This is a genomic window from Epilithonimonas tenax DSM 16811, from assembly GCF_000428485.1.
Lineage (GTDB): Bacteria > Bacteroidota > Bacteroidia > Flavobacteriales > Weeksellaceae > Epilithonimonas > Epilithonimonas tenax.
Window position 1 is genome coordinate 1 of record NZ_KE386754.1, and the last position, 11814, is coordinate 11814.

14 protein-coding genes are annotated in these 11814 nt (G+C 37.0%); 6 read left to right on the forward strand and 8 right to left on the reverse strand.

Going from position 1 to position 11814, the window contains the following annotated elements:
* Together F564_RS0118175 and F564_RS19750 are read right to left on the reverse strand one after the other, a co-directional pair.
* The coding region (locus F564_RS0118175; RefSeq protein ID WP_028123816.1) for a transposase at window positions 1-204 on the reverse strand (204 nt) is incomplete at its 3' end.
* A 40-nt stretch (window positions 205-244) separates the two neighbouring features.
* Window positions 245-979, reverse strand: coding sequence for a leucine-rich repeat domain-containing protein (locus F564_RS19750; RefSeq protein WP_028123817.1), 735 nt, complete (start codon window positions 977-979; stop codon window positions 245-247).
* Between the two features lie 379 nt (window positions 980-1358).
* Here F564_RS19750 and F564_RS0118190 point away from each other — a divergent pair, with 379 nt between their 5' ends.
* Window positions 1359-1673, forward strand: a complete 315-nt coding sequence (locus F564_RS0118190; protein WP_028123818.1) for a hypothetical protein — start codon at window positions 1359-1361, stop codon at window positions 1671-1673.
* A gap of 24 nt (window positions 1674-1697) precedes the next feature.
* Window positions 1698-1844 carry a hypothetical protein gene (locus F564_RS20730; RefSeq protein ID WP_154656928.1) on the forward strand — a complete coding sequence of 49 codons (147 nt, stop codon included), beginning with the start codon at window positions 1698-1700 and terminating at the stop codon, window positions 1842-1844.
* A gap of 109 nt (window positions 1845-1953) precedes the next feature.
* Here F564_RS20730 and F564_RS0118205 read toward each other — a convergent pair whose 3' ends face one another.
* Both F564_RS0118205 and F564_RS0118210 read right to left on the reverse strand, forming a co-directional pair.
* Window positions 1954-2568: a hypothetical protein gene (locus F564_RS0118205; RefSeq protein ID WP_028123819.1), complete on the reverse strand. Its 615-nt coding sequence runs from the start codon at window positions 2566-2568 to the stop codon at window positions 1954-1956.
* A 79-nt stretch (window positions 2569-2647) separates the two neighbouring features.
* Window positions 2648-3244, reverse strand: coding sequence for a YciE/YciF ferroxidase family protein (locus tag F564_RS0118210; protein WP_028123820.1), 597 nt, complete (start codon window positions 3242-3244; stop codon window positions 2648-2650).
* Window positions 3245-3782: 538 nt separating this feature from the next.
* Here F564_RS0118210 and F564_RS0118215 point away from each other — a divergent pair.
* The 4 genes from F564_RS0118215 (at window position 3783) to F564_RS0118230 (ending at window position 6679) form a co-directional block, all read left to right on the forward strand.
* Window positions 3783-5294 (forward strand): acyl-CoA dehydrogenase family protein, encoded by a 1512-nt coding sequence (locus F564_RS0118215; RefSeq protein WP_028123821.1) that lies wholly within the window; start codon window positions 3783-3785, stop codon window positions 5292-5294.
* Window positions 5295-5676: 382 nt separating this feature from the next.
* Window positions 5677-6099: a cold-shock protein gene (locus F564_RS0118220; protein ID WP_028123822.1), complete on the forward strand. Its 423-nt coding sequence runs from the start codon at window positions 5677-5679 to the stop codon at window positions 6097-6099.
* Between the two features lie 35 nt (window positions 6100-6134).
* Complete coding sequence (locus F564_RS0118225) at window positions 6135-6329, forward strand: cold-shock protein (RefSeq protein WP_028123823.1); 195 nt, start codon at window positions 6135-6137, stop codon at window positions 6327-6329.
* A gap of 89 nt (window positions 6330-6418) precedes the next feature.
* Entirely contained in the window at window positions 6419-6679 is a 261-nt protein-coding gene (locus F564_RS0118230) for a SemiSWEET transporter (protein ID WP_028123824.1), read from the forward strand.
* Here F564_RS0118230 and pdeM read toward each other — a convergent pair.
* The 4 genes from pdeM to F564_RS21070 form a co-directional block, all read right to left on the reverse strand.
* Window positions 6676-7320 (reverse strand): ligase-associated DNA damage response endonuclease PdeM, encoded by a 645-nt coding sequence (gene pdeM, locus F564_RS0118235; protein ID WP_028123825.1) that lies wholly within the window; start codon window positions 7318-7320, stop codon window positions 6676-6678. The genes F564_RS0118230 and pdeM overlap by 4 nt on opposite strands.
* 24 nt (window positions 7321-7344) lie before the next feature.
* Window positions 7345-9753: a ligase-associated DNA damage response DEXH box helicase gene (locus F564_RS0118240; protein WP_051259748.1), complete on the reverse strand. Its 2409-nt coding sequence runs from the start codon at window positions 9751-9753 to the stop codon at window positions 7345-7347.
* Window positions 9754-9994: 241 nt separating this feature from the next.
* Window positions 9995-11575, reverse strand: coding sequence for an ATP-dependent DNA ligase (locus F564_RS0118245; protein WP_028123827.1), 1581 nt, complete (start codon window positions 11573-11575; stop codon window positions 9995-9997).
* A 58-nt stretch (window positions 11576-11633) separates the two neighbouring features.
* Window positions 11634-11814, reverse strand: a 181-nt coding sequence (locus tag F564_RS21070) for a hypothetical protein (protein WP_228373940.1), incomplete at its 5' end; no start/stop codon positions are given.

Here is an 11814-nt window from a genome sequence, read left to right on the forward strand (position 1 = left end):
TTCCTGTTCAGCGGTCAATTTCAATTTACCATTTCCGGGGAAGCTTCCGGCTCCAAACTCCTCAAATTCCTTTCGCCATTTGTATAGCAAAGTCACTTTAATACCGAGTTCTCTGGCTAATTCTGATATATTATTTCTCTCTTTGCTCAATTGAACTGCTTGGGTTTTGAAAGCAGGATCATAGATTTTTCGTTCTTGTTTCATATCTTAAAATTAAGGTTTTATGCTTAACTTTTACTGGACGTTAAATTAGTATATCCAAATCTATATTTTGCAAATTGTTACCATTAGAATTTAAAATTGACAATTGAGAATTACCAGTTAGGTCTAAGTTTGTAAGTAAGTTAGAATTCAAACTAAGTTGTGCTAAAGCAGCGTTGTTCTTAAGGTCTAATGTTGTTAACCTGTTATTACTGCAGTCCAAATCTGTTAAAAGTTTATTTTTGCTAAGGTCCAATTCTGTCAAAATATTGTTTTCACAAACCAAACTCAATAAAGCTGTATTTTTAGTTAAGTTTATTGTTGTAATCAAATTATTGGCAAAAGCCAACCTATTGAGGAGTGTGTTGTTGGATACGTCTACATTGGTTAATTTGTTTGTGTGAAAATTTAGCTCGGTTAAAGCCAGATTTTTACTTACATCCAAACTTGTAAGCTGATTGCCTGCACAGACCAAAATTTTCAATGATGTGTTTTTGGTCACATCCAAACTTGTAAGCAGGTTACTGAAGCAGCTTAATTGTGTTATATTCACAAAGGCCTCTATGCCGGTTAAACTCGCGATATTTCTTGAGGAACAGTCAATAGTTCCCGTAAAAGCCAACGCTTCGGATACTTGAATTTGAGAATCTCCATTGGTCTTGATAGACGAATTGTTGACAAGATAAGACTTGAAAATACTATCAGGAATTGTTACGTTTTGAGCAGTGCTAAAAAGTGAAAAAACAATAGTAGTTAAAAAAAATAGTTTTGTTTTCATTGAATTTAATAGGTTTTTAAATTTTTTGTTAGTGAATTGATTCTCATAAATTGTTATTACTGCAAAGTTAAACAATTAGATAACAAATCTTGCCCCTCATCATATCAGAACTGTAGGTATTTAATTTTACTGATGTTTTCAGCTGCTGACTATGGCACACGACGTAATGTTAAAAAAAAGATAATCATGTAGCGGTGGTTGGTTTAAAATCTAAACTGCAAGACTAGTTTTCCCATGAATTAAACTCCATCCAACTATTTTACGGTCATACCAATCAACAACTGTGGTCAAGTGTAAAAATTCTTCGTTGGTTTGAGTATCGGCTATGCCAGAAACCCAAACTTGAGAAGGCGCAGCAACGGTATAGTTCCTATCCAAAATGTTTTCCATCACGAGCGGAAATGACAAAAAGGTGATCCATACAAGAAGTGGAACTAAAATTATTCTGAACGATGCTGAATGTTCTGTTTTTATAGAAGATCCGAGTGGGAATACTTATTTGATGGAGAAAGCAGGAAACATCAATGTGAATGCACCTAATAACTTTACGTTAAATGTTGGGGAAAATATTACGATGAAAGCTGGTGAAAATGTATCAGTAAGTACAGGAAACGATATCAGTAACTCTACCAATGATAATATTGCTTCTGTAGCTAGAACAGACATTATGCAGACAGCTGCCGGCGAAATTTGAGAAACATCGGATAGGAGAACCGAAATGGCTGAAAAAGAGATTTATAAGCAATCGGAAAGCTCCGAATCATTGGCAGATAGAATCTCCATATTTGGCGAGAAGGAAAATATGACGATGAAGAGTGGGAAAATTGTTGACAATAGGAGTGTAGACAAAGCTAAACTTTTCTAATGATAGCAATTCTAAAACAGGCAAAAAATATTAAAATTATTGTTAATCAAGGCTACTCTGTAAAAGCAGGGAAAATCACTGAACGCTTATAAATGACAGTGATTAAGGTTCAAAATGTGATTAACTCATCTGCAAAGATTTTCCACTGTATTTTTGAAATCCCAAATAGGCCACCAAAGGCAATCAACATATTTCTGACTTTACCTGGAAAGTTGGTGTTGAGGTTTGGTGTTTCATTTCTGCCATAGATACCGATTTTAATAAAGTTGTATCCTCTTGCTATTTTGAAAGTGGAAGATGATTTTTCGGAATAGAAATGGGCAATGTGATTGTTTTCATCTTGACCCAAAGTTGTTGTAGGAAAGCAGATCATCAGAAGGTTTTCAATTTCGCTGGTATCTAAAAATTGATCATTTAATTTTACAATTTTCACCCAGTCAAAACCCGGTGATTCTGCACTTGGTAGTCCGGGAATATCAATTCTGATCAGATCTTTCTCTTGAGGATCTCTTTCGATAGGATGTCCTGATGGAGCATAAAGTTTAAAATCTGCCGATTTTTCACCGCAGTAATTTTTCCATTCATTAATGGATAAAAACCTTTTTTTAAGTGTATGGAAAGCATCTGACGCCAAATTTGGGTCATCAAATGATATGCAACTTTCTGTGTCGTGAAAGCTGCCTTCTTTTTGTTGTGGTATTCCTGGAATAACTTTTGGCTTCATCTGAGGCTATCAACGGTGAGATCTTCTTTTACTAAATGAAAGCAAATTCTGTTCAAATCAGAATTTGCTTTCATTTGTTTTATAATGCTTTGGAATTCAGATTGGTATCTGCAATACCGCTCAGTAATTCATCACATTTTTTTTCTTCGTCCAGTGTTTCCAAGAGATATTTCAGGCATTTTTTTTCTTTTAACACTTTTGCAAATGCAGCTAATGTCCCGTAAGTGGCGATCTCATAATGTTCCACTTTTTGCGATGCTGCGATGATTCCTGCATCTCTTACAGGTCCAGGTTTGGTTTCTTCTATAATGCTAGTTGCTTCGTCCAACAATCCCTGCATGGCATCGCATTTTTTAGCTTGCGCTTTCTTGCCCAATGCAGCAAAACAATCCTCAAGACGTTTGACCTGTGTCTGAGTCTGTGCAAGGTGATCGCTGATCGCGTTTTTCAGTTTTACATCCGTGGCATTTTTGTGCATTTTCGGAAGTGCTTTTGTCAATGCTTTTTCTGCCCAATAGATGTCTTTCAAACTGTCTTCAAATAGATCTTTCAGTTCTTTAGCAGCATCTTTTTTTGCAGGTGTCTTTTTAGTTGCTGCAGTTTTAGAAGCGGTAGATTTTGCAGGCGTACTTTTAGTAGCTGGCTTTTTTTTGATAACAGGTGATTTAGTTGCCATAATTATATTTTTTGTTTGATTGGAGATGTTACTTTCAACATATATGCCAAGATTGATCTTATCAAAGACTGAATTTTAATATTGTGTAATGGTTCTTTATTCATCATAATGTTTGACTAATTTTCGCAGAATCTCTAACAGATTCTCATAAAATAGGTGTGTTGCTTGTCTTTTGGCTTGTTCAATCAATCATGTCAATAGAACAGGAAGAAAAAAATAGCTTTGGCTGAGGGTTATAGGATCATCAGGAATCCAGGCTCTGTCATTTATCGTGATCAACAAACCAAAACCGTCAAGAAGATTTTTCACGAAGAGACCAATCGAACAAAGATCTGATTATATCACAACAGGTATTAAATATTAATACAGATCTTAACTTAGGATTGCCAAAATAGTGTGAACCAATTAATAAATACTACCTTTGTTTTAGTAATTTTATTGTGAAGCTGTTGACATTATAATTGTAATGCAGTTGCCATTCGCTTCACGTTATTGTTTTGCTGTAAAAATGGCTTATAGCGTTTTATCTCAAACTATTATGAATGCATTAGCATTGGATTTACCAACCGATTCCTACACAGATTTTCTTAACCGATTCAAAACTTCACTTTCATCTCTTTTTCAAAAAGAAAACATAGATCAGCTAAGCCTTTCGAGAGGTTTGCCTCCCAATGTCTGGAAAGAGATCTTCAATTTGAAGCCATTATCTGTCGCTATTCCTAAAGAATTTGGCGGGAGAGGTGTGAAGGTCAAAGAGTGTCTTGGACTTCTTTCTGCAGCGTCATACGAGTCATTGCCCTTATCTTTGACATTTGGGATCAATATAGCGCTGTTCCTGGAACCTTTGGCTAAGTACGGGAATGAGATCATCAAAGGAGATATCTTCAAACATTTTCTGGATTACGGTGCCATGGGTGGTTTGATGATCACCGAGCCGGAATACGGCAGTGATGCATTGAGTATGAGAACTCAAAATCAATGGATTGATAACGAATACCACGTCAAAGGAACGAAACATTGGCAAGGTCTTACAGGATTGGCAAATTATTGGCTGATCACTTCCAGAAATGCAAATTCAGAAGGAAACCTTGGAAGAGATGTCGATTTCTTCATTGCAGATACGCATAAACCGAATCAGAATATAGAAGTTTTAGAATATTATGACAACGCAGGATTATATATGATCCCATACGGACTTAATAAAGTGGATATCAAAGTTCCTCAGGAAAACAAACTGATTCCAGAATCTACAGGTCTTAAATTGATGCTGGATGTTCTCCACAGAAGCAGGTTCCAGTTTCCCGGAATGGGAATGGGATTCCTTAAAAGAATGATGGAAGAGGCAACAACCCATTGCAAAGAAAGAATCGTTGGTAATGCCAATCTTTTTTCTTTGGATCAGGTCCAGTTCCAGTTGGCTAAGATGCAGTCGTTTTTCACACTGTGCTCTGCAATGTGTGCCAAAAGCTGCAAAGTGAGTGGCATAGATCACGATGTTTCAGCAAGCGGTGTTCACGCCAATAGTATGAAAGCTTTGGTTACCGATATGATGCAGGAATCTGCCCAGATCCTGGTTCAGCTCTCTGGTGGAAAAGGCTATCGATTGAGCCACATCGGCGGAAGAGGAATTATGGACAGCCGTCCTTTCCAGATTTTCGAAGGTTCCAATGAGATGCTTTACACACAGATCTCTGAGGGTATCCTAAAAGATATGAAAAAGAAAAAAACAGACCATTTGGGAGATTATCTTTCTAATAATGAATTGACCACCAACGCTTCAAAACTTTATAAGAAAGAATTTGACTTCACGATCTCAAGTCCGATCTCTCAAAGAAAAATGATCGACTTAGGAAAGGTGATTGCAAGAGTTGTAACGGTGAATGATCTGCTGGAGCTTAATAACGAGGGTTTCAGCCAGCAACTGACAGATAATTCCGTAGCGATGGTAAGACAGGAGATCGTAATGCTTTTGGCTTCGTTGCAGCATCACAAAGACGTCAGTGCCTTAGGTGATATTGGCGATAATAGCGATTGGATGAAGTTCGCTTAATCAAGACGTTATATGATACGGTGATCTCAAAGTAAAGGCATTTTGAGATCACTTTTTTCATTAATATATTTTCAATAAAAATTGTTATTAATATTAATTTTTAAATCAATTATTTGAAAACGTGAAAGTTTGATAAATTTGTTGTATATTTGCATTATAATTTATAAAAAGAGGTGTCTGCCTTGCTTTTTCTGTTACAGTTTAGAATACCAATTTTTCTCTCCCCAGTTTTCGCTTACAGTACCAATTTTTGAATTTTAATTGTAACAATTAAAATCTATTGTTGAACTCATTTTGTAAATTATAAACCATATCTCTAGTGGAATAGAGGTATCACCACCCAATCATATATTAATAAAATAATCAAATACTAGAATAATTTATGGCAGATTCTTTCTCCAAAAAAGAAAATTTTAAGAAAAAAATCGCAAAACAAAAAGAAAAAAATATCCGTCGAGAAGAGCGAAAGACCAATAATGACAAAGGAAAGGAAATCGAATTTATGTATGTAGATTCTTACGGAAGATTGACTTCTACGCCTCCTGAAGAACGATTGGAAGTGAACCTGGACGATATTCAATTAGGTGCAGCTCCTATAGAAGCAGAAGAGGCAGTTAAATCAGGAATTGTAACATTCTTTAGTGAGAAAGGTTACGGTTTTATTACAGAGGATGGTAACAAAGAAAACGTTTTCTTCCATAGCAACAATTGTGTGCACTTGGTGAAAAAAGGAAACAAGGTGTCTTTCGAAAAAGAAAGGTCTCCAAAGGGTTACTCCGCTATCAACATTCAACTTATCAAATAGATAATTTATAACAACAATTTTTTAATACCATTACAATGCAAGAAGGCACAGTAAAATTTTTCAACGAAACAAAAGGTTTCGGATTTATTTCTCCATCAGCTGGAGGAGACGACATCTTTGTACACTCATCAGGTTTAGTTAGCAGAAACATTCGTGAGAATGATAAAGTAACTTTTGAAGTACAAAAAGGACAAAAAGGATTAAACGCAGTTAATGTAAAACTTGCGTAAGCATAAAAGTTTTTCCTATGAAAATGATAAGCTCCAGATTTATTTGGAGCTTATTTTTTTTTTGGCTTTATTTTGGATTGCTAGTGAGAATGGATGAAAATTTATTAGGAATTATCGCAGGGATCCTGACATCTGTCGCAATGATGCCTCAGCTGATCAAGGTCATCAAAGAAAAAAACGCAGAAGACATTTCCGTCCTGATGTTGATAGTCCTGATTTCGGGGCTTTCGCTTTGGATCTGGTACGGGATTTTAAAAGATGAATTACCGATCATTCTATCCAACGGATTCTCGGTCCTGGTTAATTTGACATTACTGACTTGCTGTCTGATCTTCAAAAAGAGAAACTAAATTTCATAAATTTCAGAATCTGTAAAAACAAAGTAATTTCCTTTCTTAGGGATGTTCTTGGTGTCCAGACCTGTAAACTCACTGAAAGCTGGCAGCAGTAATTGTTTCGAAGTCAATGCAAAACAAGGTAATTTGATTTTTTTTACCGGCGAATTGATCACAAATCCCGGATGAATATGTCCTGTAATCTGAAAATGCGGACTAGAACGATCATAGTCGTGAACGAAAGTGATGCCGCCAATGTGCAAAGAAGAACTTCTGAAATCCAGACATAGTTTTTTCTCTAAAGTTTGCGAAATCCTATCGTGATTGCCTTCTACCAAAATGAATTTGATCTCAGGATATTGTTTTTGCCAAGTGCAGAACTCATCCACGTCCGAATTATTTCCGGCGTGCAACAGATCTCCAACAATGATAAATTTCTCTGGCTGAAAATTTTCAATTAAAATAGATAATCTTTCCAAATCATTTTTCATAATATGATTTGCCAAGGCAATTCCGTTTTTCCGGAAGTGTGCGGTTTTACCGATGTGCAGATCAGAAAAAATTAAGGCTTTTTCCTTTTTCCAAAACAAAGCACGCTGATTGGTTAAAGTAAAAATGTCGTCTTTTATCGTAATGTCTTTAGTCGTAATGTTCATAGTTAGGTTGGAAGATGGTAGTTTTTATTCGTCTTTAATGTTTCTTCCGGATTGTTTGATCAATTTCTGAATTCTTGCATCCAGATTTTCGCTCGTCAACGTCTGTCGCAAGCTGTCTACCTTAATCGGGAAACTTAAAGGTGTAAAAGTATGGGCATATTTCAAAATAATTTTAGACTTTTCAATCCGTTTAAAGGCTTCCATTAATCTTTGTTCCTGCAATTGCATATTGAAAACTTCTGTATAAGCCTGTTTTACCAGAAAATGATTGGGATCGTAATCTTCAAGAACTTTAAAAATCAATCCTGCCGAGCTTTGTAATGCTTTGTTGGAACGCTGCTGCCCAGGGAAATTTTGTACCACCATTCCAGAAATCACGGCAATGTCTCGGAATTTCCTTCTTGCCATTTCCGCAGAATTGATGCTCGAAATCACATCCACCATCAGATTTTCTCTCGTCAAAATTTTATCTAAATTATCTTCATTCAATGGAATTTCTTTATCACTGAACAGTTCAAAACCATAATCATTCATCGCCATCGAGAAGGAAATAGGCGCTAATTTTGAAATTCTATAGGCAATTAAAGCAGCCATTACTTCGTGTACCAAACGTCCTTCGAAAGGATACATAAACAAATGATGTCCTTCGCGGTTTTTAATCATTTCCACCAGAAATTCGTCATCTTTAGGGATATGTGAACGTTTTTCCTGATTGGCTAAAAGTGGATGCAGAAATTTCAGTTCCTTTTCAGAAGCTTTCGGATTCAATGCTCCCGATAATTTTTCTCTTAAAAAATGACCCAAATTCGAACTCAAAGGCAATCTTCCACCCAAATAACTTGGAGCTTGCGCTTTGCCTTTGGATGCCCGAACAAAAACTGTCATATCTTTAATCATCGCCACTTCCAAAACACGGCCAGCCAAAATGAATTTTTCTTCTTTTTTAAGTCTCGAAATAAAATATTCCTCTACCATCCCGATGTAGCCACCGGAAATAAATTTCACTTTCAGCATCGCATCGCTTACTATCGCACCCATATTCATCCGATGGAGCATTGCAATTTTTCGGGAAGTTACTTTGTGCAAACCGTCTTCCATCACCACTACTTTATGATATTCTTCATAGCTTTTCAAGGCACTTCCACCAATGGTGAGAAAGTCTACCATTGCCTTCCACTCTTCATCTCTTATTTCCTGAAAAGTATAGACTTTTTTAATTCTTTCGTAAACTTCATCGGGTAAAAATCCGTCACCGACTGCCAAAGTCATCAGAAACTGAACCAAAACATCGAAACACAGAACCACCGGCTCACGAGGTTCGATAACTTTTTCTTTTACGGCTTCCTTCAAAGCTGCAACTTCTATCAGTTCTAAAGAATGCGTTGGTACACAATATATTTTCGAAGTTTCAAAAGGGGAGTGTCCGCTTCGCCCTGCACGTTGGAGAAATCTTGCAACACCTTTCGCAGAGCCAATTTGTATAACCGTATCCACCGGTTTAAAGTCAATTCCCAAATCCAAAGATGATGTAGAAACCACGGCTTTCAGTTTTCCAGAACTTAAATTTTCTTCGATCCAAATTCTCAAATGTGCATCAATCGAACTGTGATGGATGGCGATTTGTCCGGCAAAATCTGGATACGCATTCAGCAAAAGCTGATACCACATTTCACTCTGACTTCGGGTGTTTGTAAAAACAATGGTAGATTTAGATTCCAAAATAATGGGAACCACTTTATCAGCCAGTTTCTGGCCCAAATGTCCTGCCCAAGGCAAAAGTTCAACTTCATCTGGGAAAACCGAAATAATATCAATTTTCTTATGTTCTTTAGCGGTAATTTTTGTTTTCTTAATATCATACGGGATCAAAACATCCTGCGCTTCATCGAGGTTTCCAATCGTTGCCGTAATTCCCCAGATTTTAAGTTTCGGAACGTAATGAAAGAGCTGTGAAATGCCTAACTCGACCATCACGCCACGTTTTGAACTCAGCAATTCGTGCCATTCATCCACCGCAACGCAATGCATACTGCTAAAGAATCGCTGATGATTTTTCTGGGCCAAAAGCAAGTGTAAACTTTCGGGCGTTACAACAAGAATTTCAGGCATATTTTTGACCTGTTGCTGACGAACTTTCGGGTCTGTATCACCATTTCTAACGCCAACTTCCCAGTCCAAACCAATCTCGTCAATCGCTTCCTGCATTGCTTTGGCGATATCTTTTGAAAGGGAACGAAGTGGCGTAATCCAAATCATTTTCAGACCTTTTTTGTACTTGTCGGGATTCGTCAGAAAGTCTGAAACCAATGCTAAAAATACCGAAAACGTTTTCCCAAAACCAGTGGGAGCCACCACCATTCCGCTGTAGCCACTGCCGAATTTCTTCCAAGTATCCTCCTGAAATTTAAATGGGGAATTGCCTTTTTCCATCATCCAGTTTTGAATGATCTTAAAGCCTTCGGTATTTTCGTAGTTGCTCAAATTTTGTTAATTATTATGTTTAAACGTAACGCTCGTAAGGTTTATTTTAAAATTTTTTAAAACATTTTCCGTTCGCAAAGGCGTTTCAGTCAGCCACTACATTTTGCTATCATTTGCTGAACGAACTGCCTTTGTAAACGAAAAATATGCAGGAAAATGTCAAAAGATCCTTGCGCTCTTTGCGTTTAAAAATTTACTGTATCAATTTTTTAATCTCCTCAATATTATCAATATCATTCACGGTTTTGTCTTTTCGCCATCTTAAAATTCTTGGGAAACGCAATGCAACACCGCTTTTGTGACGGTTGCTGAAGCCAATTCCTTCAAAGGCAATTTCGAAAACCAATTCAGCTTTCACCGTTCGGACCGGACCAAATTTTTCAATCGCATTTTTATTCACAAACTTGCTGACTTCCATTATCTCTTTATCAGTCAATCCTGAATAAGCTTTGGCAATCGTAACTAATTTGTCTCCACTTTTCACGGCAAAGCTGTAATCGGTGTAATAAGCACTTCGTCTTCCGCTCCCTTTTTGAGCGTAAATCAAAACCGCATCAATTGTTAACGGATTGATTTTCCATTTCCACCAATCGCCTTTTTTTCTTCCAGAATGGTAGTGTGAATTTTTCTGTTTCAGCATCAAACCTTCACTGTTGATTTCCCTAGAATTTTCTCTGATGAGATCTAATTGAATCCAATCTTCAAAATCAATTGCCTGTGAAATCTTGATCTTTTCTGGTGCTTCATTTAATAGTAATTCCTCCAGCATTGCTCTTCTTGCGGAGATCTGTTTTTCCCTCAAATCCGTTCCTTCCAATTCCAAAATATCGTACGCAAACACTTCAATTGGAATATCAGAGAGCATTTTTTTAGTTAAAGTTTTACGGTTCAATCGTTTTTGTAATTCATTAAAATTTAAAACGTTACCGTCCTTTACCGCAAGTATTTCTCCATCTATTACAAAGTTGCCTTTCATTGCTTTCACGGCTTCAGTAATTTCCGGAAACTGCTCGGTCACCAATTCTTCACCTCGAGACCAGATGAAAACTTCGTCATTTCGTCTGATGATTTGTCCGCGGATTCCGTCCCATTTATATTCAATGAGCCATTCTTCGGGATTGCCCAAATTTTCCAATTCTTTTTCCAAAGGATATGCAAGGCAAAAAGGGTAGGGCTTTGAGTTATCAGGATTGATGTTTTCTGCCGAAATTAATTCTTTAAAACTGACCTCAGCAGGTTGCCATTTTCCCATCAGACTGTGCATCAGTGTGCTTGCTTCCTGCCCAGAAAACTTGGTCAAAGAATTAATCAATGTCTTGGAAGAAACACCAATTCTGAAACTTCCACCGAGTAATTTATTGAAAATTAATCGCTCTGTATAATCCAAACCATTCCAAGAATTGAGAACAAATTCTTTCTTTTCTGTATCCGTTTTTGTTTTTAATTCAATAATCTCGGTCATCCATTCCGACAAAGTTTTCTCAATTTTTTCATTAGGTGGCGGAAGAATTAAAGAAATTGTTTCACCCAAATCACCTACCGAAGAATAACTTTCCTGAAAAAGCCAAAACGGCAGTTGGCTTATCTCCAATGCCCATTCTTTCATATAGTTGCTGTTCACATTTCGCTTAGGTCTTTTGCCCGTAAACAAGGCGATAAACCACAATTTATCATCATCTGTCGCTCGCTCAAGATAATTGAGAATGGCATCGATTTTAGCATTGGTTTTATTGGTGCTCTCCAAAGCGTTGATGAGTTCTGCGAAATTTTTCATTTCTTATTCTATCTTTTATTGGACATCTGTCACATCCATTGGGTGTATTTTCTTTTTATTATGGCAGCTTTTCCGCCTTCCTCTCCCGCTTTTTTGCTCGTCGTTCCTCCTCACAAAAAGAGCTCCGTTCAAGTCGGGCTGCGAGCAATTCGATGTTTAAAATTAACAGGCCGCTCCTACGGAGCTTTGATTCAATGACGAATGATTCTGCTATTAACGGGTCGCTCCTACGGAGCTTT

Coding starts and splice junctions, on each gene's coding strand:
- F564_RS19750 (WP_028123817.1), bottom strand. CDS start 979: ATGAAAACAAAACTATTTTTTTTAACTACTATTGTTTTTTCACTTTTT.
- F564_RS0118190 (WP_028123818.1), top strand. CDS start 1,359: ATGTTTTCCATCACGAGCGGAAATGACAAAAAGGTGATCCATACAAGA.
- F564_RS20730 (WP_154656928.1), top strand. CDS start 1,698: ATGGCTGAAAAAGAGATTTATAAGCAATCGGAAAGCTCCGAATCATTG.
- F564_RS0118205 (WP_028123819.1), bottom strand. CDS start 2,568: ATGAAGCCAAAAGTTATTCCAGGAATACCACAACAAAAAGAAGGCAGC.
- F564_RS0118210 (WP_028123820.1), bottom strand. CDS start 3,244: ATGGCAACTAAATCACCTGTTATCAAAAAAAAGCCAGCTACTAAAAGT.
- F564_RS0118215 (WP_028123821.1), top strand. CDS start 3,783: ATGAATGCATTAGCATTGGATTTACCAACCGATTCCTACACAGATTTT.
- F564_RS0118220 (WP_028123822.1), top strand. CDS start 5,677: ATGGCAGATTCTTTCTCCAAAAAAGAAAATTTTAAGAAAAAAATCGCA.
- F564_RS0118225 (WP_028123823.1), top strand. CDS start 6,135: ATGCAAGAAGGCACAGTAAAATTTTTCAACGAAACAAAAGGTTTCGGA.
- F564_RS0118230 (WP_028123824.1), top strand. CDS start 6,419: ATGGATGAAAATTTATTAGGAATTATCGCAGGGATCCTGACATCTGTC.
- pdeM (WP_028123825.1), bottom strand. CDS start 7,320: ATGAACATTACGACTAAAGACATTACGATAAAAGACGACATTTTTACT.
- F564_RS0118240 (WP_051259748.1), bottom strand. CDS start 9,753: ATGATGGAAAAAGGCAATTCCCCATTTAAATTTCAGGAGGATACTTGG.
- F564_RS0118245 (WP_028123827.1), bottom strand. CDS start 11,575: ATGAAAAATTTCGCAGAACTCATCAACGCTTTGGAGAGCACCAATAAA.